Origin of the sequence: Pseudomonas sp. D(2018) (genome assembly GCF_005502555.1) — a bacterium.
GTDB lineage: Bacteria > Pseudomonadota > Gammaproteobacteria > Pseudomonadales > Pseudomonadaceae > Metapseudomonas > Metapseudomonas resinovorans.
The window spans coordinates 1-25,263 of record NZ_SCOK01000013.1 but is presented as its reverse complement, the minus strand read 5'-3'; the positions used below and the strand labels follow the sequence as shown (position 1 = coordinate 25,263).

Here is a 25,263-nt window from a genome sequence, read left to right as displayed (position 1 = left end):
GCACAAAAAAGGGCGGGTTTCGAACCCGCCCTTTTCGTTTCGACTAACGAAGGGTCAGGCCTGACCTTCCGCCAAGAAGAACCAGGTATCCAGTACGGAGTCCGGGTTGAGGGAAACGCTCTCGATGCCCTGTTCCATCAGCCACTTCGCCAGATCCGGGTGGTCGGAAGGGCCCTGACCGCAGATGCCAATGTACTTGCCAGCCTTGTTGCAGGCGGCGATGGCATTGGCCAGCAACTTCTTCACGGCCGGGTTACGCTCGTCGAACAGGTGGGCGACGATGCCGGAGTCGCGGTCCAGGCCCAGCGTCAGCTGGGTCAGGTCGTTGGAACCGATGGAGAAACCGTCGAAGAACTCCAGGAATTCATCGGCCAGCAGGGCGTTGGACGGCAGCTCGCACATCATGATGACCTTCAGGCCGTTCTCGCCGCGCTTCAGGCCATTGCTGGCCAGTAGCTCGACCACCTGGGAAGCCTCTCCCAGGGTTCGCACGAACGGCACCATGATCTCGACGTTGGTCAGCCCCATCTCGTTACGCACTTTCTTCAGCGCACGGCATTCCAGCTCGAAGCAGTCGCGGAAGGACTCGCTGATGTAGCGGGAAGCGCCGCGGAAGCCGAGCATCGGGTTCTCTTCTTCCGGCTCATAAAGCTTGCCGCCGATCAGGTTGGCGTATTCGTTGGACTTGAAGTCCGACAGGCGCACGATGACTTTCTTCGGCCAGAAGGCCGCTGCCAGGGTGCTGATGCCTTCAACCAGCTTCTCGACGTAGAAGCCAACCGGGTCGTTGTAGCCGGCAATGCGCTTCTCGACGCTTTCCTTGATCTCCACCGGCAGGCTGGCGAAGTTCAACAGCGCCTTGGGGTGCACGCCGATCATGCGGTTGATGATGAACTCCAGACGGGCCAGGCCCACACCCTCGTTGGGCAGCTGGGCGAAGTCAAAGGCGCGGTCCGGGTTGCCGACGTTCATCATGATCTTGAACGGCAGATCAGGCATGGCGTCGACGGAGTTGGTGCGAATGTCGAAACCCAATTGGCCTTCGAAGATAAAGCCGGTGTCGCCCTCGGCGCAGGAAACGGTCACGCCCTGGCCATCCTGCAGCGCCTGGGTGGCGTTGCCGCAACCCACGACAGCCGGAATGCCCAGCTCACGAGCGATGATCGCCGCGTGACAGGTACGGCCGCCGCGGTTGGTGACGATAGCGCTGGCGCGCTTCATCACGGGCTCCCAATCCGGGTCGGTCATGTCGGAGACCAGCACGTCGCCCGGTTGGACCTTGTCCATCTCGGATACGTCGTGAATCACGCGAACCGGGCCGGCACCAATGCGCTGGCCGATAGCGCGGCCCTCTACCAGGACCTTGCCCTTTTCCTTCAGCAGGTAGCGCTCCATCACCGTGGCGCTGGCGCGGCTCTTTACGGTTTCCGGACGAGCCTGCACGATGTACAGCTTGCCGTCGTCACCGTCCTTGGCCCACTCGATGTCCATCGGGCGGCCGTAGTGTTTCTCGATGATCAGGGCCTGCTTGGCCAGTTCGGTCACTTCGGCGTCGGTCAGGGCGAAGCGAGCACGGTCGGCGCGGTCCACGTCGACGGTCTTCACCGACTTGCCAGCTTTGGCTTCCTCGCCGTAGACCATCTTGATTGCCTTGCTGCCGAGGTTGCGGCGCAGGATGGCGGGACGGCCGGCTTCCAGGGTGTGCTTGTGGACATAGAACTCGTCAGGGTTCACGGCGCCCTGCACCACGGTTTCACCGAGGCCGTAGGCGGCAGTGATGAAGACCACGTCACGGAAGCCGGACTCGGTATCCAGGGTGAACATCACGCCGGCAGTACCCGTTTCCGAACGAACCATGCGCTGCACGCCAGCGGACAGGGCAACCAGCTTGTGGTCGAAGCCCTGGTGCACTCGGTAGGCGATGGCGCGGTCATTGAACAGGGAGGCAAATACCTCTTTGGCAGCGCGGATCACGTTGTCCACGCCACGAATATTCAGGAAGGTCTCCTGCTGACCGGCGAAGGAGGCGTCGGGCAGGTCTTCAGCAGTGGCGGAGGAGCGCACGGCTACGGCCAGGTTGTCGTTGCCCTTGGCCAGTTCGGCGAAGGCAGTGCGAATTTCGGCGTCCAGGCGTTCCGGGAACTCGGCATCCATTACCCACTGGCGGATTTCGGCGCCGGTCTTGGCGAGGGCGTTGACGTCGTCCACGTCGAGGTTATCGAGGGCCGTGTGGATGCGATCGTTCAGGCCGCTCTGATCGAGGAAGTCACGGTAGGCCTGAGCGGTAGTAGCGAAACCACCGGGAACAGAAACACCGGCGCCAGCCAGATTGCTGATCATCTCGCCCAGGGATGCGTTCTTGCCCCCCACATGCTCAACATCGTGAACGCCGAGCTTATCGAGGGAAACTACGTACTCTACCAAGGTGATCTCTCCACTATTTGTTGGAAAAGCTCATGCGGAACAGCTCCGCAGCGTTCTGGCGTTGGTCCAGAAAAATACGTCACAATGCCGACCGGCTCGGGCCTGGCTGAAAACGCGGCCTATCATAGCCAAGAATCGTTCCTGACTTAAGGCCTTTGGCGCAAATGAAACGAACCGCTTTCTTCATCTCCGACGGTACCGGCATCACTGCGGAAACCCTTGGCCAGAGCCTCCTGGCGCAGTTCGAAACCATCACCTTCAACAAGATCACGCGACCGTACATCGACAGCGTTGAAAAAGCGCGCGCCATCGTACAGCAAATCAATAAGGCTGCGGAGCTGGACGGCTCCCGCCCGATCATCTTCGACACCATCGTGAACCAGGAGATCCGTGACATCCTGGCCACTTCCAACGGCTTCATGATCGACATCTTTTCGACCTTCCTTTCGCCGCTGGAACAGGAACTTACCTCGCACTCCTCGTATTCCGTCGGCAAATCCCACTCCATCGGCCACCACGCCAACTACATGGAGCGGATCGAGGCGGTTAACTTCGCCCTGGACAACGACGACGGCGCCCGTACGCACTACTACGACAAGGCCGACCTGATCCTGGTGGGTGTGTCCCGGTGCGGCAAGACACCGACCTGCCTCTACATGGCCATGCAGTATGGCATCCGCGCCGCCAACTACCCGCTGACCGAAGAGGACATGGAGCGCCTGCAACTGCCCTCGGCCCTCAAGCAGCACAAGAGCAAGCTGTTCGGCCTGACCATCGACCCCGACCGCCTCACCGCCATCCGTAACGAGCGCAAGCCCAACAGCCGTTACGCGAGCTTCGCACAATGCGAGTTCGAAGTGCGCGAGGTGGAGAACCTGTTCCGTCGCGAAAACATCAACTTCATCAACTCCACCCATTTCTCGGTAGAAGAGATTTCCGCCAAGATACTGGTGGAGAAAGGCGTCGAACGGCGCCTCAAGTAACGCGATCAATGATGAAAAAGCCCGCTTCCGCGGGCTTTTTCATGGACCAATCATTTAGAACGCATCGCCAGGCACACGCACCCAACCTTCCATCAGCACGCGAGCACTGCGGCTCATGATGGCCTTGGTGACGGTCCATTCGCCTTCCACTCGGACGGCTTCGGCGCCAACGCGCAGAGTGCCCGACGGATGACCGAAGCGCACGGCACTGCGCTCGCCGCCACCGGCGGCCAGGTTCACCAGGGTGCCTGGAATGGCGGCGGCAGTGCCGATGGCCACGGCCGCGGTGCCCATCATCGCGTGATGCAGCTTGCCCATGGACAAGGCACGCACCAGCAGGTCGACCTCTTCAGCCTTGACCGTCTTGCCGCTGGAGGCCAGATAGTCCCTGGGTTTTGCCACGAAGGCGATTTTCGGGGTGTGCTGCCGCGTGGCGGCCTCCTCCGGGGTCTTGATCAGGCCCATGCGCAAGGCGCCAGCAACCCGAATGGCCTCGAATCGGGCTAGTGCCTCGGGGTTTGTGTTGATGTTTTCCCGCAACTCGGTCCCGCTGTAGCCGATGTCCTCGGCATTGACGAACACCGTGGGGATGCCGGCGGTGATCATGGTCGCCTTGAGGGTGCCAATGCCGGGCACATCCAGGTCGTCGACCAGGTTGCCGGTAGGGAACATCGAGCCTCCCTCTTCCCCATCATCGGAGGGATCGACGAATTCCAGCACGATTTCCGCAGCCGGAAAGGTCACACCGTCGAGCTCGAAGTCACCGGTTTCCTGGACCTGGCCGTTGGTCACCGGCACATGGGCAATGATGGTTTTCTGGATGTTGGCCTGCCAGATGCGCACCACGCAGGTGCCGTTCTCCGGAATACGCGCCGGATCCACCAGCCCGGCATGCAGGGCGAAGGCCCCGGCGGCGGTGGACAGGTTGCCGCAGTTGCCACTCCAGTCGACGAAGGCCTTGTCGATGGAGACCTGGCCATAGAGGTAATCCACATCGTGATCGGGCTGGCTGCTCTTCGACAGGATCACGCACTTGCTGGTGCTGGAGGTGGCCCCGCCCATGCCGTCGATATGCGCGGCGTACGGGTCGGGACTGCCGATTACACGCATGAACAGCCGGTCACGGGCCTCGCCCGGCACCTGGCAGCGCTCTGGCAGATCCTGCAGGCGGAAGAACACCCCCTTGCTGGTGCCACCGCGGATATAGGTGGCGGGGATTTTGACTTGAGGTACGTGGGGCATGAAGTTTGTCCTGAAAGACTATGAACGCCCTTCTCCTCCTGGGAGAAGGTGCCCGAAGGGCGGATGAGGGAAGGCAACCTCCCTCACCCCAACCCTCTCCCGGAGGGAGAGGGGGCTGTCGCGGGCCTCAGCCGACGGCTTTTTGCGACGAGGACTCGAGGAAGTCCTGTGCGAATCGCTGCAGCACGCCACCGGCCTCGTAGATCGACACCTCTTCGGCGGTATCCAGACGGCAGGTCACCGGAACCTTGATGGACTCGCCATTGGTGCGGCGGATCACCAGGGTCAGGTCGGCACGCGGCCTACGCTCGCCGATCACGTCGAAGGTTTCGGTGCCGTCGATGCCGAGGGTCTTGCGGGTGGTGCCCGGCTTGAACTCCAGCGGCAGCACACCCATGCCGATCAGGTTGGTCCGGTGGATACGCTCGAAGCCTTCAGCGACGATCGCCTCCACACCCGCCAGGCGTACACCCTTGGCCGCCCAGTCACGGGACGAGCCTTGGCCGTAGTCGGCGCCAGCGACAATGATCAGCGGCTGCTTGCGCTCCATGTAGGTCTCGATGGCCTCCCACATGCGCATCACCTTGCCTTCGGGCTCGACGCGAGCCAGGGAGCCCTTCTTGACCTCGCCATCGACCACCGCCATCTCGTTGACCAGCTGCGGGTTGGCAAACGTGGCGCGCTGGGCGGTGAGATGGTCACCGCGGTGGGTGGCGTAGGAGTTGAAGTCCTCCTCCGGCAGGCCCATTTTCGCCAGGTATTCACCCGCCGCCGAGTTCGCCATGATGGCGTTGGACGGTGACAGGTGGTCGGTGGTGATGTTGTCCGGCAGCACCGCCAGCGGACGCATGCCCTTGAGGCTGCGCTCACCCGCCAAGGCACCTTCCCAGTAGGGCGGACGGCGAATGTAGGTGCTCATCGGGCGCCAGTCGTACAGCGGATCGACTTTCGGGCCGGTGTCTTCCTGGATGGTGAACATCGGGATGTACACCTGGCGGAACTGCTCCGGCTTGACCGCAGCCTTCACCACGGCATCGATCTCTTCGTCAGTCGGCCAGATGTCCTTCAGGCGGATTTCCTTGCCATCCACCACACCCAGCACGTCCTTCTCGATGTCGAAGCGGATGGTACCGGCGATGGCGTAGGCCACCACCAGCGGCGGCGAGGCAAGGAACGCCTGCTTGGCGTAGGGGTGGATACGCCCGTCGAAGTTGCGGTTACCGGACAGTACGGCGGTCGCATAGAGATCGCGATCAATGATCTCCTGCTGGATTGTCGGGTCCAGCGCGCCGGACATGCCGTTGCAGGTGGTGCAGGCGAATGCCACCACGCCGAAGCCGAGCTGTTCCAGCTCCTGCTCCAGGCCGGCTTCCTTCAGATACAGCTTCACCGCCTTGGAACCCGGAGCCAGGGAGGACTTCACCCAGGGCTTGCGCACCAGCCCCAGCTTGTTGGCGTTGCGTGCCAGCAGGCCGGCAGCGATCACGTTGCGCGGGTTGCTGGTGTTGGTGCAACTGGTGATGGCGGCGATGATGACAGCGCCATCCGGCATCAGGCCATCGGCCTCCTGGGCACGAGCCTTGTCCAGGTCGACGGCAATGCCGCGCTCGGCCAGGGCGCTTACCGGCAAGCGGCGATGCGGGTTGGACGGACCCGCCAGGGTACGTACCACCGAGGACAGGTCGAAGCTCAGCACGCGCTCGTACTGCGCATCATCCAGACTGTCAGCCCAGAGGCCGGCCTGCTTGGCGTAGGTTTCCACCAGCTTGACCTGCTCGTCGTCGCGGCCGGTCAGCTTGAGGTAATCGATGGTTTGCTGGTCGATATAGAACATCGCCGCAGTGGCGCCGTACTCCGGGGCCATGTTGGAGATGGTGGCGCGGTCGCCCAGCGTCAGGGCGGCGGCACCTTCGCCGCGGAACTCCAGGTAGGCACCGACGACCTTTTCCTTGCGCAGGAATTCGGTAAGCGACAGCACCACGTCGGTGGCCGTGATACCCGGCTGCGGCTTGCCGGTCAACTCGACGCCGATGATCTCCGGAAGGCGCATCCAGGATGCGCGACCGAGCATGACGTTTTCGGCTTCCAGGCCACCCACGCCCACGGCGATCACGCCCAGGGCGTCGACGTGCGGGGTGTGGCTGTCCGTGCCGACGCAGGTGTCCGGGTAGGCCAGGCCCTTGTCGTTGTGGATGACCGGCGACATCTTCTCCAGGTTGATCTGGTGCATGATGCCGTTGCCCGGCGGGATCACATCGACGTTCTTGAAGGCCTTCTTGGTCCACTCGATGAAGTGGAAGCGGTCCTCGTTGCGACGGTCCTCGATGGCGCGGTTCTTCTCGAACGCTTGCGGATCGAAGCCCCCACACTCCACGGCCAGGGAGTGATCGACGATCAGCTGCACCGGCACCACCGGGTTGACCTGAGCGGGGTCACCGCCCTGGTCGGCGATGGCGTCGCGCAGGCCAGCCAGGTCCACCAGCGCGGTCTGGCCGAGGATGTCGTGGCAGACCACACGGGCCGGGAACCAGGGGAAGTCGCGCTCACGCTTGCATTCGACGATCTGCGTCAGGCACTCATTGAGGATTGCCGGATCGCATTTGCGCACCAGGTTCTCGGCATGCACACGGGAGGTATAAGGCAGACGCGCCCAGGCGCCAGGCTCGATGGCCTCGACCGCCGCACGGGCGTCGAAGTAGTCCAGCGCCGTGCCGGGCAGGCTCTTGCGGTATTGGCTGTTCATGGTTATGGGCGATCCTTGAGCGGCACGAATTTCAGGTCTTCCGGGCCGACGTAATTGGCGCTCGGGCGGATGATCTTGCCGTCGATACGCTGCTCGATGACGTGAGAGGACCAACCGGAGGTACGGGCGATCACGAACAGCGGGGTGAACATGGCGGTAGGCACGCCCATCATGTGGTAGCTGACGGCACTGAACCAGTCGAGGTTGGGGAACATCTTCTTGATTTCCCACATGGTCGACTCAAGACGCTCGGCGATATCGAACATCTTGGTGTTTTTCTGCTCGGCGGAGAGCTCGCGAGCCACTTCCTTGATCACCTTGTTGCGCGGGTCGGACACGGTGTAGACCGGGTGGCCGAAGCCGATCACTACTTCCTTCTTCTCGACGCGGGCGCGGATGTCGGCTTCCGCCTCGTCCGGGTTGTCGTAGCGCTTCTGGATCTCGAAGGCCACCTCGTTGGCACCGCCATGCTTCGGCCCACGCAGCGCGCCGATGGCGCCGGTGATGCAGGAGAACATGTCGGAACCGGTGCCGGCGATAACGCGGGAAGTGAAGGTGGAGGCGTTGAACTCGTGCTCGGCGTAGAGGATCAGCGAGGTGTGCATGGCGCGGACCCAGGAGTCGCGCGGCTTCTCGCCATGCAGCAGGTGCAGGAAGTGACCGCCGATGGAATCGTCGTCAGTCTCCACGTCGATGCGCTTGCCGTTGTGGCTGAAGTGGTACCAGTAGAGCAGCGCCGAGCCCAGGCAGGCCATCAGCTTGTCGGCGATGTCACGGGCGCCCGGGTGGTTGTGATCATCCTTCTCCGGGGACAGGCAGCCCAGCACGGAAACGGCGGTGCGCATCACATCCATCGGGTGGGCGGACGGCGGCAGTTGCTCCAGCGCGGCCTTCACGCCAGCCGGCAGGCCGCGCAGGGCCTTCAGCTTGGACTTGTAGCCAGCCAGCTCGGCAACGTTCGGCAGCTTGCCATGCACCAGCAGGTGAGCGATTTCCTCGAACTCACAGGCAGTAGCGAAGTCGAGAATGTCATATCCGCGGTAGTGCAGGTCGTTACCGGTGCGGCCAACGGTGCACAGGGCGGTGTTGCCGGCAGCGGTGCCACTCAGGGCCACGGACTTCTTGGGTTTGAAGGCAGTGGTATTTTCGGTAGCGCTCATCGCGTGATTCTCCTCATTTCAATCCGGTTGCTTGTGTCTTGTTTTATCCGCAGGCCGCGATGCTGAGAACGCGGCCCGCGTCCGGTTACTTCTTGGCGGCGAACAGGGCGTCGAGCTTCTGCTCGAAGGCGTGGTAGCCGATACGGTCATACAGCTCGGCGCGCGTCTGCATCAGGTCGATAACCTCTTTCTGATGGCCATCGCGGCGAATGGCGGTGTAGACAGCCTCAGCCGCTTTGTTGGCGGCACGGAAGGCCGACAGCGGGTAAAGCTGGATGGCGACGCCGACCGAAGCCAGTTCGTCGCGGGAGAACAGCGGGGTGGCGCCGAACTCGGTGATGTTGGCCAGCACCGGCACACCCAGCGCATCGACGAAGCGCTTGTAGGTCGGCAGATCGTAGGCCGCTTCGGCGAAGATGGCGTCAGCACCCGCCTCCACGTAGCGCAGGCAGCGCTCGATGGCGGCATCAACACCCTCGGCCTGAATGGCGTCGGTGCGGGCGATCAGGAAGAAGTTCGGGTCGGTCTTGGCATCGGCAGCGGCCTTCACGCGATCGGCCATTTCCTCGGTGGAGACGATTTCCTTGCCCGGACGATGGCCGCAGCGCTTGGCGCCGACCTGGTCTTCGATATGGGCAGCAGCAGCACCCGCCTTGATCAGGCTCTTGACCGTGCGCTCGATATTGAAGGCACTGGGACCGAAGCCGGTGTCGATATCCACCAGCAGCGGCAGGTCACACACGTCGGTGATACGGCGCACGTCTGTGAGCACGTCATCCAGGGTGTTGATGCCCAGGTCCGGCAGGCCGAGCGAGCCGGCGGCAACACCGCCACCGGACAGGTAGATGGCCTTGAAGCCGGCACGCTTGGCCAGCAGTGCATGGTTGGCGTTGATGGCGCCGATCACCTGCAGCGGATGCTCCTCGGCAATCGCGTCGCGGAAGCGCTGGCCGGCGGTTTTCTGACTCATGACTCACCTCGTGTTTTGGACGGGTTGGCGAGCGCTTCCTTGTAGTGGCGCTCGATATTGCGCTTGGAGGCACCGATGTGACGGCGCATCAGCAACTCGGCCAGTTCGCCGTCTCGGTCGGCGATGGCATCGAGAATTCGGTGGTGCTCGTTGAAAGCCTGGCGGGGCCGGTTCGGCACCGTGGAGAACTGAAGGCGATACATGCGCACGAGCTGATAGAGCTCACCGCACAGCATCTGGGTCAGGGTCTGGTTGCCGCTGCCCTGGATGATCCGATAGTGGAAGTCGAAATCGCCTTCCTGCTGGTAGTAGCCACGCCCTGCCTGGAAGGCCTCGTCGCGCTCGTGGGTATCCAGCACCCGACGCAGCTCGTCGATCTCGGCCTGGCTCATGCGCTCGGCGGCCAGACGGCAGGCCATGCCCTCGAGGGACTCACGGATTTCGTAGAGTTCGATCAGCTCGGCATGGCTGAGCGACACCACCCGCGCACCGACATGCGGCACCCGCACCAGCAGGCGCTGCCCTTCCAGGCGGTGGATCGCCTCACGCAGCGGCCCGCGGCTGATGCCGTAGGTACGCGCCAGCTCGGGCTCGGAGATCTTGCTACCCGGGGCGATCTCTCCACGCACGATGGCGGTCTGGATACGCCGAAAGACACTCTCGGCAAGCGTTTCCGAGTCAAGCGGTTCAGCGACGGGGTTTTCAGTGGCGTCCAGCATGATTGTCGACACATTCTTGTTTGGTGACGCAAAATTACTGCTACCAAAGCTAGCCTGTCAAACCAAACCCGACCAATTGTCGACAATCCATCTTAAGCCCGGAAATTCCATCTACACCATCACGCCCTGAGCTTTGGCGGCATAAGCGTCTGTCGCGCCGGAAAATCCGCGTGTTAGAATGCGCGCCGCCAGCGCCAGTCTGGGCGCCAATGACTTGCCTGCTAGACTCCCAGACCAGGCGCCGCAGCCAAGATGGCCGTGGGCCGGGCTCCTGGACCGATGACCGCGTTACGCTCAAAGGACTTATGACACTCAAGCCCTTCGCCCTGTTTGCCTGCCTGCTCGCCCTCCCCAGCCTTGGCCTCGCCACCGAGAAGACCGTCTACGGTCTCAACGAATACGCCAAGCTGAAGGATCTCGACCTGGAAGTCGCAGCCAAGCTCGATACCGGCGCCAAGACCGCCTCCCTCAGTGCGCGCGACATCAAGCGCTTCAAGAAGGATGGCGAACCCTGGGTGCGCTTCTACCTGGCCATAGACGATGCCCACGAACATCCGATCGAACGCCCCCTGGCGCGAATCAGCAAGATCAAGCGCCGCGCCGGCGACTATGACCCCGAGGAAGGCAAGACCTACACTGCACGCCCGGTCATTGAACTGGACGTGTGCATGGGCACCGCCCTGCGGCAAATCGAAGTGAACCTCACCGACCGTAGTGCTTTCCAATACCCGCTTCTGATCGGTTCCGAGGCGCTCAAGCGCTTCGATGCACTGGTCGACCCGAGCCTTAAATACGCTGCCGGCAAACCCGGTTGTGCCACCGACGCAAACTCTGACGAGTAACCCACATGCGCTCTCTTACCCTGCATCTGAAAGTCCTGATCACCCTCCTGGTGAGCCTGGGCATTCTGATAACGGCCTACCAGATATTCATTCAGGGCATCCCGATCACCGAGGATGAGACCGACGACCTGTGGAACATCGACGCCAAGGTCGAGTTCCAGGCCAGCCCGCGCGATCCGGTCAAGGTCCAGATGTTCGTCCCGCCACTGAACCGGGACTACGTCAGCCTCAACGAGAGCTTCATCTCCAATAACTACGGGGTGAGCATCAATCGCGTTGACGGCAACCGCAAAGTGACCTGGTCCGCCCGTCGTGCCAGCGGCAACCAGACGCTCTACTACCGCCTGGTACTGACCAAGCGCTACAGCGCCGAGAAAGCGAAGGACAAGGGCCCGATCTTCCGAGACAGCATCCCGGTCGAAGGCCCCGAGAAGATAGCTGCCGAAGCCCTGCTGGCACCCATCCGCCAGCACTCGGCGGACGTCGAGACCTTCATCAGCGAGACCATCAAGCGGGTCAACAACCTCAACGATGACAACGTCAAGCTGCTGCTGGCCGGCGATCAGAGCACACCGAACAAGGCCAAGGTCATTGAACTGCTGCTGTCCATCGCCCACGTACCGATGGAACGCGTCCATACCATCCGCCTGGTGAGCGAGCAGGCCCAAAGCCCCGAGCTCTGGCTGCGCAGCTTCAACGGCGAGAACTGGCTGTACTTCAACCCGGATACCGGTGAGCAAGGTCTGCCCAACGACCGCCTGATCTGGTGGACCGGCGACAACAACCTGATCACCGTCGACGGCGGCAAGAAGGTCCAGGTGACCTTCAGCATGAACAACAGCGAGATGAACGCCATCCGCCTGGCCAAGCTGACCGACGAGAACACCGACGCGGACTTCCTCGAGTATTCGCTCTACGGCCTGCCGCTGCAGACCCAGCAGACCTACCAGATCATGATCATGATCCCGATTGGTGTGCTGGTGATCCTGATCCTGCGTAACCTCGGCGGCCTGCAGACCCTGGGCACCTTCACCCCGGTGCTGATCGCCCTCGCCTTCCGCGAAACCCAGCTGGGCTTCGGCATCGTGCTGTTCACCATCATCACGGCGCTCGGCCTGTCGCTACGTTCCTATCTCGAACACCTGAAGCTGCAGATGCTGCCGCGACTATCGGTGGTGCTGACCTTCGTGGTGGTGCTGATCGCGGTCATCAGCCTGCTGAGCCACAAGCTCGGCCTGGAGCGCGGCCTGTCGGTTGCCCTGTTCCCGATGGTGATTCTGACCATGACCATCGAACGCCTGTCGATCACCTGGGAAGAACGCGGCGGCGGCCATGCCTTCAAGGTGGCGATCGGAACCCTGGTCGCGGCCACCCTGGCGCACCTGCTGATGACCGTGCCGGAGCTGACCTACTTCATCTTCACCTTCCCGGCTGTGCTGTTGATCATGGTGGGCTTCATGCTGGCGATGGGTCGCTACCGCGGCTACCGCCTGACCGAACTCTTCCGCTTCAAAGCCTTCCTGAAGGACTGAGCCATGTTCGGCCTGATCAAGACCTGGAAAGCCCTCGAAGCCAAAGGCATCATGGGCATCAATCGGCGAAACGCAGACTACGTGCTGAAGTACAACAAACGGCACCTGTACCCGATCGTCGACGACAAGATCATCACCAAGCAGCGCGCCATCGAGGCGGGGATCCACGTACCCGAAATGTACGGCGTCATCTCCACCGAGAAGGAAATCGAGAAGCTCGACGAGATCATCGGCGAGCGTAACGACTTCGTGATCAAGCCGGCGCAAGGCGCCGGCGGCGACGGCATCCTGGTGATCGCTGATCGCTTCGAAGGCCGCTACAAGACGGTATCCGGCAAGATCATCAGCCACGAGGAAATCGAGCACCAGATTTCCTCGATCCTCACCGGCCTCTACTCCCTCGGCGGGCACCGTGACCGCGCGCTGATCGAGTACCGCGTGACCCCGGACCAGATCTTCAAGAGCATCAGCTACGAAGGCGTGCCGGACATCCGCATCATCGTGCTGATGGGCTACCCGGTGATGGCCATGCTGCGCCTGCCGACCCGGCAGTCCAACGGCAAGGCCAACCTCCACCAGGGCGCCATCGGCGTCGGTGTGGACCTGGCCACCGGCGTTACCCTGCGCGGTACCTGGCTGAACAACAAGATCGCCAAGCACCCGGACACCACCAACGCGGTGGACGGTGTGCAGCTACCGAACTGGGATGGATTCATGAAGCTGGCCGCCGGCTGCTACGAGCTGTGCGGCCTGGGCTACATCGGTGTCGACATGGTGCTGGACCAGGACAAGGGCCCGCTGATCCTCGAGCTCAACGCCCGTCCCGGCCTGAACATCCAGATCGCCAACGACTGCGGCCTGACCCATCGCGCCCACGCTGTCGAGGCCCGCCTCGAAGAGCTGAAGGCCAAGGGTATCCAGGAAACTCCGGAAGAGCGCGTTCGGGTATCCCAGGAGCTCTTCGGCCACGTGCGGCCGACGGAGATCTGATCCACCCCTCCATGAAAAAGCCCGGCCAAGTTGCCGGGCTTTTTCATTCTGCTTATCCGGCCAAGGCCAAATGCAGGCTTCATCAGTAGGGTGGACCACGCTTCACCGGTCCACCACTGGAGGGCAGCGGGGCACCGCTGGTGGATGAAGAAGCGCCATCCATCCTACTAAAGCAGAAATAAAGAAGGGGCCTTCCGACCCCTTCTTCGTCTACCCGCACACCTTCAATCGTTGCTCGGCTTGTTCACCGCGTGCAGCACGTACTGCGGCAGGGCGAAGGCGCCGACGTGGATTTCCGGGTTGTAGTAACGGGTAACGATGCTGCTGCCAGCGTAGCGCTGGCGCAGGGTTTCCACCGGCAGTTTGCGCATTTCCGGGTCGGTTGCGCCCCAAGCGAAGGTCATGGCGCCACCAATGTAGGTGGGCACGGCGGCCTGGTAGAAGTGCCAATCGGCAAACAGGCTGTCCATCCGGCTGGCAGTGGTTTGCACTTCGCCCAGCTGCATGAAGGGGGTGCCGTTCTGGGTCACGAGGACACCGCCATCGTTCAGGCAGCGGCGGCAGGCCTGGTAGAAGTTCTCGGAGAACAGCACCTCGCCCGGACCGATGGGGTCGGTGGAATCGGAGATGATGACGTCGAACTTCTCCTGGGTGGTCGCGACGAAGCGCATGCCGTCATCGATCACCAGATTCAGGCGCGGGTCTTCATAGGCACCCTTGGAGTGGTTCGGCAGGAATTCCTTGCACATTTCCACCACTGTGCCGTCGATCTCGACCATGGTGATGCGTTCGATATCACGGTGCTTGCGCACTTCGCGCAACATGCCGCCATCACCACCGCCAATGATCAGCACGCTCTTCACCGCGCCATGGGCGAGGATCGGCACGTGGGTGAGCATCTCGTGATAGATGAACTCGTCGGCCTCGGTAGTCTGGATCACGCCGTCCAGCGCCATCACGCGGCCCATGCGCGCGTTCTCGAAGATCACCAGGTGCTGGTGTTCGGTGCGCACTTCGTGCAGCAGCTTGTCCATGCGGAAGCGCTGGCCATAACCGTCGTAGAGAGTTTCCTGGTAATCGCTCATGGGTTGTCTCCCCTGCTGGCTGTATTAGCGGACGGTGCCTCCGCCCCATGAAAAGGCGCGCATTCTACGATGGCTTCGATGTCAGGTCGAACCGCGGCGGGAGAATTTGAAAGTCAGTTTTGCAGAGACGACGCGGCGCCAAGAGAATATCGTCGCTCCATGACTGCAATTGCTTCCACCATTCGAACCCGCGAGCCCATCGAGCCCATGCGCCTTCATTACTTCGAGCCCTGGAGCTGGAAGCAGTTCCAGCAACATTTTGCCCTGCGACGCCTGCCTGGCGTCGAGCACCTGACGCCCGACAGCTATTGCCGCAGCTTCCGCCTGGGCGCGCGCAGCGGATGGTTCCGTCTGCGTCCGATACCCGGCGCCCTGGAGCTTGAACTGAGCCCGTCGGCTCAGGACCTGGAGCCGCAACTGACACCGCGCATCCGGCAAATGTTCGACCTGGATTGCGATCCGGCTGCCATCGCCCAGCACCTGGGCCGTGACCCGCTGCTGCAAGGGCTGCTGGCACGTTATCCGGGGTTGCGCCTACCCGTTGCGTTCGACCCTTTTGAGCAAGGGGTGCGTACCATCATCGGTCAACAGGTGACGGTGAAGGCGGCGGTGACCATCGCCGGGCGCCTGGTGGAGCGTCTTGGCGAGCCATTGGCAGATGCCGAAGTCGAAGGCCCGCAACGGCTCTTCCCTACTCCGCAGACCATCGCCGACGATCCACTGCCTGGTATCGGGATGCCTGGCAAACGTGTCGACACATTGCGTCGATTTGCCCAGGCAGTGGCCGATGGCAGCCTGGAACTGAACTTGGCGGCGGGCATCGAATCCCTGATCGAGCGTCTCTGCGCCCTGCCCGGTGTCGGCCGCTGGACCGCCGAATACATTGCCCTGCGCGCTTTCGGGCAGCCGGACGCCTTCCCCTCCGCCGACCTCGGGTTGCTCAAGTCGCCACTTTGGGGGCCAGAGGGCATCAGTGCACGGGAACTGGCCAGCCGTGCCGAACCATGGCGACCATGGCGCGCCTACGCCGCCGTCTATCTCTGGCAGAGCTACGCCGAGGAGAAGTGAAAATGCATTACCGCTACCACGACAGCCCCACCGGCCCGCTGTTGCTCGCCGGGGACGACTCGGGCCTGCAATTGCTTTACATGGACAACACCGAACGCTGGCAGCCCAACACTGGCTGGGTGCCAGCCGGTCGACAACTGGACGAACCCTGCCGCCAGCTTGACCTTTACTTCGAGGGGCACCTGAAGCGCTTCGACTTGCGTCTCGCGCCACGGGGTACGCCCTTCCAGCAGCGGGTCTGGCAGGCCCTGCTGGATATCCCCTACGGCCGCACCACCAGCTACAGCGAACTGGCCGAACGCATCGGCAACCCGAAATCCGTGCGCGCCGTCGGCACCGCCAATGGCGCCAACCCCATCTCCATCATCATCCCCTGCCACCGGGTGATCGGCCGCGATGGCAGCCTGACCGGCTATGCCGGCGGCCTGCCGCGCAAGGCACTGCTGCTGAAGCTGGAAGGCGTGAAGCTGCAGCCGGAGCAGGACCAACTGCTGCTGATCTGAACGTTCAGGGCTGACGGATACGCGCCATGACCTTTGGTGGGTCGGCCAAGGGCAACTCGATGATCAACCCCTCCCCGTTCTTCGCCAACACTCCCGTCAAGGCTTTGATATTCACCTGGTGGCTGACCATCACCACCGGCCTGTCCTTGGGCACCTTGTCGATGGCCTTGCGCAACTCGACAGTCTGCGCAGCCTGGCTGTCCGGATCACTGAAGAAGGAGTCCAGCGCGGAGAGGGTTTCCACCGCCCCCAGGCCCATTTCCTGGGCGGTGTCCTGGGCACGGCACCAGTTGCTGGTATAGAGGCGCGGTTGCTCCACCTTGCGCCGCACCAACAGCTTGCCCCACCGCTTCGCCTCCTGGCGTCCCTTGTCGCTGAGATTGCGTTGGGTGCTGCAATCCCCCAGGCGAAAGCCTTCCGGGTCGCCAGTACCCGGGGCAGTGGTATGACGCAACAGCAGGAATGCCTTGCCTTCGCGCAGAGCCTGCCAGGCTGACTTCTGGTCAGCGGGCGCTGGCAACGCCAGCAACGCGAGCAACATCAGGACGAATAGACGGGTCATGGCCAGAGCGCCAGTTCCAGCACCCACCCGCCAACTGCCCTGTAAAGGATCGGATCGGGACAAGCCGCAACGACGCAGAGGCAGGAACCCATGGGGGACGCTCACGGTTGGATGCAGTCACCCCAAGGATAGATCGGCCGACGACAGCCTTCCTCACGCTCCGTCAGACGATTTCAAACAGCGTCAAAAGCGTGTCAGGTCGATCACCGCAAAACTCGCCACGGTTTCATGGCCGTCCAGCACGCCACCCTCGCGAGCCAGGCCAATAGTCTGCATGCCAGCCTCGCGCGCAGCATCCAGCTCCTGGACCACGTCGGAAAGGAAGAGGATCTGCTCGCCCGGCAGGCCAATGGCGGACGCGATGCGCTGATAGGACGCGGCCTCTCGCTTGGCTCCCGAGGTGGTATCGAAATAGCCGGAGAACAACGACGCCAGATCGCCCGCCTCGGAGCAACCGAAGATCAGCTTCTGCGCCTGGATGGAACCCGAAGAGTAGACAAAGAGGTCATAGCCCTCTTCCTTCCAGCGGCGCAGTGCCTCAACGGCATCTGGGTAGACATGGCCCTTGAGCTGGCCAGCCTGGTAGCCCTGCTCCCAGACCATGCCCTGCAACGCCTTGAGGGGCGTGGCCTTGCGGTCTTCGGCGATCCAGCCAAGGAGGATGTCCACCACCCGCTCCAGGCCAGCCCCGGCCTCTCCGCTTTCGGCCCGCACGGCGTCGATCTGCTGCGCCACCGCCGGCTCGCCGGCATGGGTCAGGACGAACTCCGGCAGGTGGCACGCAGCAAAGGGGAAGAGCACGTCGAAGACGAAGCTCACCGCGCTGGTGGTGCCCTCGATATCAGTGAGGATGGCCTTGATGGGCATTGGGAACTCCAGATGAATCGGTATGGCTGTCGTAGGAGCGAGCTTGCTCGCGAAGGTACCTCGTACCCATTCGCCGGCAAGCCGGCTCCTGCAACTCAGTCTTCCAGCTGCGGGAAACGCTTGGCGATCTCGTCGCCGGTGAACTTGGCGACCCAGCCTTCCGGGTTGTTGAACAGGCGGATGGCGACAAAATGCGGGTGCTCGCCCATGTCGAACCAATGACGGGTGCCGGCCGGCACCGAGATCAGGTCGTTCTTTTCGCAAAGCACGGCATAGACGTAGTCGTCTATGTGCAGAGTGAACAGGCCGCGCCCGGCGACGAAGAACCGCACCTCGTCTTCGCCATGGCGGTGCTCGTCGAGGAACTTGGCTCGCAGTTCGTCTTTCTGCGGGTGGTCGCGGGTCAAGCTGACGACGTCGACGGTGACGTAGCCCTGCTCCTGCATCAACCGGTCGATCTGCGGGCGATAGGCGGCGATCACCTCCTCCTGGCTGGCACCCGGCGCGATGGGGGCGGAAGCCTCCCAACGCTCGAAGCGCACTCCGACGGACGCGAGGGTGGAGGCGATGTCATCCAGGTGGGTCAGCACCTTGTTCGGCAGGTCGGGGCTGGATTCGTGGTAAACGGTCAGGCTGCTCATCTGGGTACTCCTTGCGGGTGTCCTCCCGGCTCTTTGGCGGGTCGGACGACACCGGTATCAGTCAGGCATCTTCATGCGAAGGAAGCTTCAGCGCTGGGTGATCGAGAGCGTCTTCAGCTCGCACTCGAAGAGGAACTCGAAGGCTTCGACCTGGCGCAGGGCGTCGCTCATGCGCGGCCCCCAAGTATAGAGGCCATGGCCACGGATCAGGTAACCCACGCAGTCAGCGTGCTGGTCCAGCCAGGGCTGCACCTTGGCGGCCAGACGGGCGATGTCCTGGTCATTGTCGAAGATCGGCACCAGCACCTGGGATTCGTGGGTGCTGATGCCGCTGAAGGCTTTCTGCAGCTCGTAATCGGCGAACACCAGGGAATCGGCCAGCGTCAGGCGCGACAGCACAGTGGCATTCACCGAATGGGTATGCAGCACTGCGCCGATTTCCGGTTTCCAGCGGTAAAGCTGGGTGTGCAGCAGGGTTTCCGCCGAGGGCTTCTTGCCTGGCTCCAGGCTGTTGCCGTCCATATCCGTGGCCAGCACATCGTCCGGGCCGAGCTGACCCTTGTGCTTGCCGGAAACGGTCAGCAGCGCCTCGGTCGCGGACAGCCGCGCCGAATAGTTGCTGCTGGTGGCCGGCGACCAGCCACGGTCGTACAGGAAACGGCCGGCTTCGATGATTTCCTGGGCGAGTTGTTGGCGATTCATGCCCGCTCCTCCTGCAATTGGGTGGCAATGATAACGGCTGCGGCGAGCGCCGCGAGCGTAGCGATAACGTAAGTCCAGACCGGTCCCAGGCTGCTCCAGCTGTAGCCCGAGTAGAGCGCACCGAGGGCGCCGCCGATGCCGGCCAGGGCGGCGTAGAGCGCCTGACTCTGCCCCTGCTGGCGCGGTCCAAACCGACGTTGCACGAAATGGATGGCGGCAGCGTGAAAGCTGCCGAAAGTAGCGGCATGCAGCAGTTGTGCAAACAGCAGTACCGGCAACTGGTCGGCGAAATTACCGATCAGCAGCCAGCGCAGGGCGGCGATCAGGAAACTGGCCAACAGCACCACGCGAACCGAATAGCGCGTGAGAATGCGCGCCATCACCATGAACAGCAGCACCTCAGCCACCACGCCCAGCGCCCAGAGCTGGCCGATCAGGCTGCGCGAGTAGCCAAGGGATTCGAGGTAGATGGTCTGGAAACTGTAGTAAGGCCCGTGGGACAGCTGCATCAGGCCCACGCTCAGATAGAAGGCCAGTACGCCCGGCTGGCGCAACTGGTCGATAAAGCCGCTCTGCCCCGGCACGTCAGGGCGCGCCTGGGGCGCGGCATTCGGCACCCAGAAACTGCTGAGGACGATACCGCTCATGATGAACACCAGCGCCCAGGGATAGAGATCAAGGCTGAACAGCTCGAACAGCTCGCCCAAGCCAATCACCGTAAGGATGAAGCCGATGGAGCCCCAGAGACGTACCTGGCTGTAGCGCGCCGCCTGCTCCCGGAGATGTGCGAGGGTGATCACCTCGAACTGCGGCAGCACGGCATGCCAGAAGAAGGCATGCAAGGCCATGATCAGCGCCAGCCAGGCGTAGCTTTGGCTGACGAATATCAGCGAGAAGGTCAGCAGGGTGCAGAAGGCGCCGAAGCGCACGATGTCCAGGCGCCGGCCGCTGCGGTCGCCCAGCCAGCCCCAGAGGTTGGGCGCTACGCAGCGCATCAGCATGGGGATCGCCAGCAGCTCGCCGATACGTGCGCTGGAAAAGCCCAGGTGTGCGAAGTAAAGACCGAGGAAGGGCGCCGTGGCGCCCAGCAGGGAAAAGTAGAAGAGATAGAAGCTGGAAAGCCGCCAATAGGGCAGCGCGTTCGCGCCGCCCGTCACAGCTGGCCGAGCACCGGGGTTTCGACCCGAACGCCGGCATTCTGCGCGCGGTGGCGCAGCAGGTGGTCCATCAGCACGATGGCCATCATGGCTTCGGCGATCGGGGTCGCGCGAATGCCCACGCACGGATCGTGGCGGCCTTTGGTGACCACATCCACCGGGTTGCCATGAACGTCGATGGAGCGACCGGGCGTGGTGATGCTGGAAGTCGGTTTCAGCGCCAGATTGGCGACAATCGGCTGGCCAGAGGAGATGCCGCCGAGGATGCCGCCGGCGTTGTTGGAGAGGAAGCCTTCCGGGGTCATTTCGTCGCGGTGCTGGGTGCCACGCTGGGCCACGCTGTCGAAGCCAGCACCGATCTCAACGCCCTTGACGGCGTTGATGCTCATCAGCGCATGGGCCAGTTCGGCGTCCAGCCGGTCGAAGATCGGCTCGCCCAGGCCCGGCGGCACACCTTCGGCAACTACGGTGATCTTCGCGCCGACAGAGTCCTGGTCACGGCGCAGTTGGTCCATGTAGGCCTCCAGTTCGGGGACCTTGTCCGGGTCAGGGCTGAAGAAGGCGTTCTGCTCCACCGAATCCCAGGTCTTGAAGGGAATCTCGATGGGGCCGAGCTGGCTCATGTAGCCGCGCACGGTGATGCCCTGAGTAGCCAGGAACTTCTTGGCGATGGCGCCAGCGGCCACGCGCATCGCGGTTTCCCGCGCCGAGGAACGGCCGCCGCCACGGTAGTCGCGAATGCCATATTTGTGGTGGTAGGTGTAGTCGGCGTGGGCCGGGCGGAACAGGTCCTTGATCGCCGAGTAGTCCTTGGACTTCTGGTCGGTGTTGCGGATCAGCAGGCCGATGGCGCAACCGGTGGTCTTGCCCTCGAATACGCCAGAGAGGATTTCCACCTCGTCAGCTTCCTGGCGCTGGGTCGTGTGGCGGCTGGTGCCCGGCTTGCGGCGGTCCAGGTCACGCTGCAGGTCCTCGAGGGACAGGTCCAGCCCCGGCGGGCAGCCGTCGACGATGGCGACCAGCGCCGGACCATGGCTTTCGCCAGCAGTGGTGACGGTGAACAGCTTGCCGTAGGTGTTGCCGGACATGCACAGTGCTCCGCAGAAATGGGCCTCGTTCGAAGGTCGAGCAGTATACCCGCGGCGTCCGGCCAGTTCACCCCTCGAACCTTGCGCCCGCTGCCGCGTCCAACCCGCCATTCCGGATATCGACTTCAAAGCAATGCTGCGACTTCTAATGCTGATCCTTCCCCTTCTTGCCGGTCTGGCCCAGGCCGCCCCCCAGAGCGTGCTGCAACGCCCGATCGAACTGGACACTGGCAGCGGCATCCTGCGCGGCACCTTGCTGCGCCCGAAGACCGATCAGCCCGTGCCTGTAGCGCTGATCATCTCCGGCTCCGGCCCCACCGACCGTGATGGCAACAATCCCCTCGGCGGGCGCAATGACAGCCTGAAGAAACTTGCCCAGTTGCTGGCGCGCAATGGAATTGCCAGCGTGCGTTACGACAAGCGCGGCATTGCCGCCAGCCAGGACGCAGGAGTGGATGAGCGCCAGCTCAGCATTGAGCTCTACGCCGGTGATGCCGCAGCCTGGGGCCAACAGCTGAAGCAGGACGCGAGGTTTTCCCAACTGATCCTGATCGGTCACAGTGAAGGAGCGCTGATTGCCAGCCTCGCGGCGGCGGCAGCGGGTGCTGATGCGCTGGTCAGCATTTCCGGTAGTGCCCGCCCGATCGACCAGTTGCTGCGCGACCAGTTGCAGGACCGCCTGCCCCCTCCCTTGCTGACCCAGAGCGAAGCCTTGCTGGCCAGCCTGCGGGCGGGCCAGCAGGTGGCAGAAGTGCCGCAACCGTTGGAAGTACTGTTCCGCCCCAGCGTGCAGCCGTACCTGATTTCCCTGTTTCGCCAGGACCCGGCACGGGCCTTTGGCCAGCTGCCAATACCCGCGCTGATCTTGCAGGGCAGCCACGATATCCAGGTGAGCGTGAGCGATGCCGAGCTGCTCAAGGCCGCCAAGCCGGACGCCCAGTTGGCCATCATCAAGGGCATGAACCATATGCTGCGTATCGTGCCCATGGATATGGAGCAGCAGATGGCATCCTACCGCGACCCACGACTGCCCCTGGCACGAGAGCTGGGCGAGCGCATCCTGGCCTTCATCCAGGAACTGCCCGACTCCAGAAATGCGAAGAACGGTCGATAAAGGCGAAAGATTCTGTAGGAAATCTCGCCTGACACGGGCAATTACATACAGAATCCGCACTGACGTACCAAGTCAGTCGTCGCAGGTTCTTGCAAGGTACTTCCCGATGAGCGAAAGCCCAGCCGAACAGCAGAGCGCCACAGAAGCCGCCCCCCCGCCCCATCCCTGGGCGGAGCTGGCGGCCGAGCATTTCGACCTGCTACGCCTCGCCCCCCAACCCATCGACCGCCACACCGGCACACGACCACTGCGCTTTGTCGAACTGGGCCGAGTGGAACGGCACAACAAGGAGCAGAGCGTGCTGCGCCTGAGCATCGGGCTTCCCGGCCAGAAGGTGCGCAAGGAGCAGAACCTGCTGGAAGTCTGGGCTGATCACCGCAGCAAGGAAGTCCGCTTCGGCCCGGACGGCGGCCTGCAACTGGAACCGCAGAACCGCGGCTTGGGACGCTTTCTACTGGCCCAGGGCATCGCCTGGGCCAAGCAACGCTGGGCCCACTATCGAATAGAGGGCGGCGCCCTGCCCGCCAAGGACGCCCTGGAAAACGAGGCGCGCCTACGTCGCGACCACGTCCTCAAGGCGCAGGGATTCGAGATCAATTACCTGGACAACCTGCAGCTAAAGGCGAGCTACAGCGCTGGCCGGATCAGCGAACTGCACGGCGACTGGCACCGCGAGAAGGTCCAGTTGGTGGGTCTGCAGGAAGCCGCCGCGATGCTTGAACAGGCTGACCAGAACTTGCGGCGGCAGGAGGTGGAGATTCGCAAACTTGAAGAGCGCATTGCCCTCTACAAACGTGAAGACAGCGGCCTGCGCTTTACCATCGCCTGCCTGGTGGCCTTCGCGGTATTTCAGGCGGGTCTGCTGATCTGGGTCATCACCCGCTGACCCGAAGGGTCAGGGATTCAGTCGCGCGCGGAACAACGACTGGTGTTCCCGGCACTGCCTGGCGCTAAGCATGAATACACCGTGTCCGCCATGCTCGAAGTCCAGCCAGAGGAAATCCACCTCCGGATAAAGTGCCTCGACGTGCAACTGGCTGTTGCCCACTTCGACAATCAGCAAGCCCCTCTCTGTCAGGTGGTCAGCCGCCTCGGCCAGCATCCGCCGCACCAGGTCCAGACCATCATTGCCACAGGCCAGGCCCAGTTCGGGCTCGTGGTGGTATTCAGCCGGCATGTCGGCAAAGTCTTCGGCATCCACATAGGGTGGGTTCGACACGATCAGGTCGAAGCGCTGCCCCGGCAGGCCGTCAAAACCATCGCCCTGTACCGTGTAGACGCGCTCTTCCAGGCCGTGGCGCTCGATATTCAGGTTGGCGACTTCCAGGGCGTCGAAGGAAAGGTCAGCGAGCACCACCTCCGCGTGCGCGAACGTATGGGCGCAGGCGATACCGATGCAGCCCGAGCCCGTGCACAGGTCGAGGACACGCGCCGGGTCCTGGGGCAACCAGGGTGCAAACTGCTGCTGAATCAACTCGGCGATGGGCGAGCGCGGCACCAGCACCCGTTCGTCGACCACGAAAGGCATGCCGCAGAACCAGGCCTCGCCCAGCAGGTAGGCAACCGGAACACGCTCGTCGATGCGCCGACGCAGCAGCTCGCGCAGGTGAGCGCATTCGTCCTCTTCCAGTCGACAGTCCAGGTAGCTGTCAGAAATCTCGTAAGGCAAGTGCAGTGCGCCCAACACCAGTTGACGGGCTTCATCCCAGGCGTTGTCGGTGCCATGACCGAAGAACAGGTTCTCAGCATGGAAACGGCTGACAGCCCAGCGGATGTGGTCACGCAGGGTGCGCAGGCGGGATTCGGACACGGCAGCTACCTCGGAAAACGGGCCGAAGATTCTAGCACCCCTACCGTCTTGGGGCAGCCCGCAGGCGCCGACGAACGGCCCCCCGAAAACGCCGCACAATCCACCCTGCAGCCCGCCTGGCAGTTGAGCGCCGCGTCCTCGCCGGGCAACTGGACCTTGGCCCATGGTTCACTTATTGCGCCGCAGGGCGGACAATGGTGGCCATGTCGTACCTGGAGATTCGCATGTCCGCCCCGAAATCCATGTTCCAGCTCAGTGGCCGCGGCTATCCGCCGGCCAACCTGAACAATGCCACCCTGGTGATCATCGACGCTCAGGAAGAGTACCGCAGCGGCGTCCTCGCCCTGCCCGGCCTCGATGCCGCCCTTGGCGAGATTGCCAGCCTCCTTGCCGCCGCCCGCGCCATGGGCAGCGCCATCGTCCATGTGAAACACCTCGGTGTACCCGGCGGCATCTTCGATCCCCGTGGCGAACGCGGAGAGCACCTGCCCGAGGTCGCGCCCCTGCCGGGCGAGATCGTGGTCGAGAAACGCTTGCCCAACGCATTCGCCGGCACCGACCTGCATGACCGCCTACAAGCTATCGGGCACCTGGACCTGATCGTCTGCGGATTCATGACCCACTCCAGCATCAGCACCACGGTCCGCGCTGCCAAGGACTATGGTTATCGCTGCACGCTGGTGAGCGCAGCCTGCGCGACCCGCGACCTGCCAACCGTCGACGGCGGCGTTATCAGCGCGGAAGACATGCACCGTGTCGAGGTGATCGCCCTCGCCGACAACTTCGCCAGTGTGGTGCCGCAGGCCAAGGCGCTTATCTAACGAGGCGTCGCAATATCCCGCGACATCCGCGACGGGGTTGACCGGAACCACCGCCAGCTGGCGCCGGTCATACCCCGATCAAGCAAGAGGACGTCCGGATGAAGTTATCCGATGGTTTCGATGCCCGCCGCCTGCGCCCACGCGGCCCAGGCAGCTGGCGCTGGCGTTTCGCAGCGGCACTCGCCGCGCTGTTGGCCAGCTTCGGCGTACTGCTCGCAATGGCCGGCGCCGCCACCCTCC

General features: G+C 63.0%; 23 protein-coding genes and 1 pseudogene. 10 read left to right on the top strand and 14 right to left on the bottom strand.

The window, feature by feature from the left end; all coding sequences use genetic code 11:
- Positions 1-54 precede the first annotated feature (54 nt).
- On the bottom strand, positions 55-2,424 hold the full coding sequence (ppsA, locus tag FFS60_RS10880) for a phosphoenolpyruvate synthase (protein ID WP_028627794.1): 2,370 nt from the start codon (positions 2,422-2,424) through the stop codon (positions 55-57).
- 164 nt (positions 2,425-2,588) lie between these two features.
- On the opposite strand from ppsA, the gene FFS60_RS10875 reads away from it, so the two are divergent.
- Positions 2,589-3,407: a pyruvate, water dikinase regulatory protein gene (locus FFS60_RS10875; RefSeq protein WP_028627795.1), complete on the top strand. Its 819-nt coding sequence runs from the start codon at positions 2,589-2,591 to the stop codon at positions 3,405-3,407.
- Positions 3,408-3,461: 54 nt separating this feature from the next.
- On the opposite strand, the gene prpF is transcribed toward FFS60_RS10875, so the two are convergent.
- The 5 genes from prpF to FFS60_RS10850 form a co-directional block, all read right to left on the bottom strand.
- Complete coding sequence (gene prpF / locus FFS60_RS10870) at positions 3,462-4,649, bottom strand: 2-methylaconitate cis-trans isomerase PrpF (RefSeq protein WP_137821977.1); 1,188 nt, start codon at positions 4,647-4,649, stop codon at positions 3,462-3,464.
- Between the two features lie 127 nt (positions 4,650-4,776).
- Entirely contained in the window at positions 4,777-7,392 is a 2,616-nt protein-coding gene (gene acnD, locus FFS60_RS10865; RefSeq protein ID WP_137821976.1) for a Fe/S-dependent 2-methylisocitrate dehydratase AcnD, read from the bottom strand.
- Between the two features lie 2 nt (positions 7,393-7,394).
- Positions 7,395-8,552: a 2-methylcitrate synthase gene (gene prpC, locus FFS60_RS10860; protein WP_137821975.1), complete on the bottom strand. Its 1,158-nt coding sequence runs from the start codon at positions 8,550-8,552 to the stop codon at positions 7,395-7,397.
- An 85-nt stretch (positions 8,553-8,637) separates the two neighbouring features.
- A complete protein-coding gene (gene prpB / locus FFS60_RS10855; protein ID WP_137821974.1) occupies positions 8,638-9,522 on the bottom strand; it encodes a methylisocitrate lyase in 885 nt (294 codons plus the stop codon).
- Complete coding sequence (locus tag FFS60_RS10850) at positions 9,519-10,241, bottom strand: GntR family transcriptional regulator (protein WP_137821973.1); 723 nt, start codon at positions 10,239-10,241, stop codon at positions 9,519-9,521. The genes prpB and FFS60_RS10850 overlap by 4 nt, the downstream gene beginning before the upstream one ends.
- Positions 10,242-10,546: 305 nt before the next feature.
- On the opposite strand from FFS60_RS10850, the gene FFS60_RS10845 reads away from it, so the two are divergent.
- The 3 genes from FFS60_RS10845 to FFS60_RS10835 are packed head-to-tail and all read left to right on the top strand — an operon-like array spanning position 10,547 to position 13,605.
- A complete protein-coding gene (locus FFS60_RS10845; RefSeq protein WP_137821972.1) occupies positions 10,547-11,083 on the top strand; it encodes an ATP-dependent zinc protease in 537 nt (178 codons plus the stop codon).
- A 5-nt stretch (positions 11,084-11,088) separates the two neighbouring features.
- Positions 11,089-12,615, top strand: coding sequence for an inactive transglutaminase family protein (locus FFS60_RS10840; protein ID WP_028627802.1), 1,527 nt, complete (start codon positions 11,089-11,091; stop codon positions 12,613-12,615).
- Between the two features lie 3 nt (positions 12,616-12,618).
- Positions 12,619-13,605: an alpha-L-glutamate ligase-like protein gene (locus tag FFS60_RS10835; RefSeq protein ID WP_137821971.1), complete on the top strand. Its 987-nt coding sequence runs from the start codon at positions 12,619-12,621 to the stop codon at positions 13,603-13,605.
- A 224-nt stretch (positions 13,606-13,829) separates the two neighbouring features.
- On the opposite strand, the gene speE is transcribed toward FFS60_RS10835, so the two are convergent.
- Complete coding sequence (gene speE / locus FFS60_RS10830; protein WP_028627804.1) at positions 13,830-14,690, bottom strand: polyamine aminopropyltransferase; 861 nt, start codon at positions 14,688-14,690, stop codon at positions 13,830-13,832.
- A 159-nt stretch (positions 14,691-14,849) separates the two neighbouring features.
- On the opposite strand from speE, the gene FFS60_RS10825 reads away from it, so the two are divergent.
- Both FFS60_RS10825 and FFS60_RS10820 read left to right on the top strand, forming a co-directional pair.
- Entirely contained in the window at positions 14,850-15,758 is a 909-nt protein-coding gene (locus tag FFS60_RS10825) for a DNA-3-methyladenine glycosylase (protein ID WP_256658069.1), read from the top strand.
- Positions 15,759-15,760: 2 nt separating this feature from the next.
- The gene (locus FFS60_RS10820) at positions 15,761-16,261 is read left to right on the top strand and encodes a methylated-DNA--[protein]-cysteine S-methyltransferase (protein WP_137821970.1); all 501 of its coding nucleotides are present in this window, start codon (positions 15,761-15,763) and stop codon (positions 16,259-16,261) included.
- A gap of 4 nt (positions 16,262-16,265) precedes the next feature.
- On the opposite strand, the gene FFS60_RS10815 is transcribed toward FFS60_RS10820, so the two are convergent.
- The 6 genes from FFS60_RS10815 to aroC all read right to left on the bottom strand — a co-directional run bounded on the left by FFS60_RS10815 (position 16,266) and on the right by aroC (position 21,278).
- Positions 16,266-16,823: a histidine phosphatase family protein gene (locus FFS60_RS10815; protein WP_028627807.1), complete on the bottom strand. Its 558-nt coding sequence runs from the start codon at positions 16,821-16,823 to the stop codon at positions 16,266-16,268.
- Between the two features lie 183 nt (positions 16,824-17,006).
- Positions 17,007-17,690, bottom strand: coding sequence for an acireductone synthase (mtnC, locus tag FFS60_RS10810; protein WP_137821969.1), 684 nt, complete (start codon positions 17,688-17,690; stop codon positions 17,007-17,009).
- A 95-nt stretch (positions 17,691-17,785) separates the two neighbouring features.
- A complete protein-coding gene (locus FFS60_RS10805; RefSeq protein ID WP_028627809.1) occupies positions 17,786-18,331 on the bottom strand; it encodes an acireductone dioxygenase in 546 nt (181 codons plus the stop codon).
- An 87-nt stretch (positions 18,332-18,418) separates the two neighbouring features.
- On the bottom strand, positions 18,419-19,033 hold the full coding sequence (locus FFS60_RS10800; protein ID WP_028627810.1) for a methylthioribulose 1-phosphate dehydratase: 615 nt from the start codon (positions 19,031-19,033) through the stop codon (positions 18,419-18,421).
- Positions 19,030-20,190 (bottom strand): MFS transporter, encoded by a 1,161-nt coding sequence (locus FFS60_RS10795; protein WP_137821968.1) that lies wholly within the window; start codon positions 20,188-20,190, stop codon positions 19,030-19,032. The genes FFS60_RS10800 and FFS60_RS10795 overlap by 4 nt, the downstream gene beginning before the upstream one ends.
- Positions 20,187-21,278 (bottom strand): chorismate synthase, encoded by a 1,092-nt coding sequence (gene aroC / locus FFS60_RS10790; RefSeq protein ID WP_028627812.1) that lies wholly within the window; start codon positions 21,276-21,278, stop codon positions 20,187-20,189. Before aroC ends, FFS60_RS10795 begins: the two co-directional genes overlap by 4 nt.
- A 133-nt stretch (positions 21,279-21,411) precedes the next feature.
- Between aroC and FFS60_RS10785 the strand changes: the two genes are divergently transcribed.
- Together FFS60_RS10785 and FFS60_RS10780 are read left to right on the top strand one after the other, a co-directional pair.
- Complete coding sequence (locus tag FFS60_RS10785; RefSeq protein ID WP_137821967.1) at positions 21,412-22,392, top strand: alpha/beta hydrolase; 981 nt, start codon at positions 21,412-21,414, stop codon at positions 22,390-22,392.
- Positions 22,393-22,498: 106 nt separating this feature from the next.
- Positions 22,499-23,278, top strand: coding sequence for a hypothetical protein (locus FFS60_RS10780; protein ID WP_137821966.1), 780 nt, complete (start codon positions 22,499-22,501; stop codon positions 23,276-23,278).
- Between the two features lie 9 nt (positions 23,279-23,287).
- On the opposite strand, the gene prmB is transcribed toward FFS60_RS10780, so the two are convergent.
- The gene (gene prmB, locus FFS60_RS10775; RefSeq protein WP_028627815.1) at positions 23,288-24,202 is read right to left on the bottom strand and encodes a 50S ribosomal protein L3 N(5)-glutamine methyltransferase; all 915 of its coding nucleotides are present in this window, start codon (positions 24,200-24,202) and stop codon (positions 23,288-23,290) included.
- 224 nt (positions 24,203-24,426) lie between these two features.
- Here prmB and FFS60_RS10770 point away from each other — a divergent pair, with 224 nt between their 5' ends.
- The gene (locus tag FFS60_RS10770) at positions 24,427-25,023 is read left to right on the top strand and encodes a cysteine hydrolase family protein (protein WP_028627816.1); all 597 of its coding nucleotides are present in this window, start codon (positions 24,427-24,429) and stop codon (positions 25,021-25,023) included.
- 98 nt (positions 25,024-25,121) lie between these two features.
- Positions 25,122-25,263 (top strand): annotated as a pseudogene (locus FFS60_RS29020) (hypothetical protein); the annotation flags it as partial.

Excerpts from the sequence above, each read along its gene's own strand:
- aroC (WP_028627812.1), bottom strand. The coding sequence starts at position 21,278 with ATGTCCGGCAACACCTACGGCAAGCTGTTCACCGTCACCACTGCTGGC.
- FFS60_RS10835 (WP_137821971.1), top strand. The coding sequence starts at position 12,619 with ATGTTCGGCCTGATCAAGACCTGGAAAGCCCTCGAAGCCAAAGGCATC.
- FFS60_RS10815 (WP_028627807.1), bottom strand. The coding sequence starts at position 16,823 with ATGACCCGTCTATTCGTCCTGATGTTGCTCGCGTTGCTGGCGTTGCCA.
- speE (WP_028627804.1), bottom strand. The coding sequence starts at position 14,690 with ATGAGCGATTACCAGGAAACTCTCTACGACGGTTATGGCCAGCGCTTC.
- FFS60_RS10875 (WP_028627795.1), top strand. The coding sequence starts at position 2,589 with ATGAAACGAACCGCTTTCTTCATCTCCGACGGTACCGGCATCACTGCG.
- FFS60_RS10820 (WP_137821970.1), top strand. The coding sequence starts at position 15,761 with ATGCATTACCGCTACCACGACAGCCCCACCGGCCCGCTGTTGCTCGCC.
- FFS60_RS10805 (WP_028627809.1), bottom strand. The coding sequence starts at position 18,331 with ATGAGCAGCCTGACCGTTTACCACGAATCCAGCCCCGACCTGCCGAAC.
- FFS60_RS10845 (WP_137821972.1), top strand. The coding sequence starts at position 10,547 with ATGACACTCAAGCCCTTCGCCCTGTTTGCCTGCCTGCTCGCCCTCCCC.
- FFS60_RS10850 (WP_137821973.1), bottom strand. The coding sequence starts at position 10,241 with ATGCTGGACGCCACTGAAAACCCCGTCGCTGAACCGCTTGACTCGGAA.
- FFS60_RS10770 (WP_028627816.1), top strand. The coding sequence starts at position 24,427 with ATGTCCGCCCCGAAATCCATGTTCCAGCTCAGTGGCCGCGGCTATCCG.
- FFS60_RS10785 (WP_137821967.1), top strand. The coding sequence starts at position 21,412 with ATGCTGCGACTTCTAATGCTGATCCTTCCCCTTCTTGCCGGTCTGGCC.
- mtnC (WP_137821969.1), bottom strand. The coding sequence starts at position 17,690 with ATGCCCATCAAGGCCATCCTCACTGATATCGAGGGCACCACCAGCGCG.
- FFS60_RS10840 (WP_028627802.1), top strand. The coding sequence starts at position 11,089 with ATGCGCTCTCTTACCCTGCATCTGAAAGTCCTGATCACCCTCCTGGTG.
- prpC (WP_137821975.1), bottom strand. The coding sequence starts at position 8,552 with ATGAGCGCTACCGAAAATACCACTGCCTTCAAACCCAAGAAGTCCGTG.
- FFS60_RS10800 (WP_028627810.1), bottom strand. The coding sequence starts at position 19,033 with ATGAATCGCCAACAACTCGCCCAGGAAATCATCGAAGCCGGCCGTTTC.
- FFS60_RS10825 (WP_256658069.1), top strand. The coding sequence starts at position 14,850 with ATGACTGCAATTGCTTCCACCATTCGAACCCGCGAGCCCATCGAGCCC.
- FFS60_RS10780 (WP_137821966.1), top strand. The coding sequence starts at position 22,499 with ATGAGCGAAAGCCCAGCCGAACAGCAGAGCGCCACAGAAGCCGCCCCC.
- prpB (WP_137821974.1), bottom strand. The coding sequence starts at position 9,522 with ATGAGTCAGAAAACCGCCGGCCAGCGCTTCCGCGACGCGATTGCCGAG.
- acnD (WP_137821976.1), bottom strand. The coding sequence starts at position 7,392 with ATGAACAGCCAATACCGCAAGAGCCTGCCCGGCACGGCGCTGGACTAC.
- prpF (WP_137821977.1), bottom strand. The coding sequence starts at position 4,649 with ATGCCCCACGTACCTCAAGTCAAAATCCCCGCCACCTATATCCGCGGT.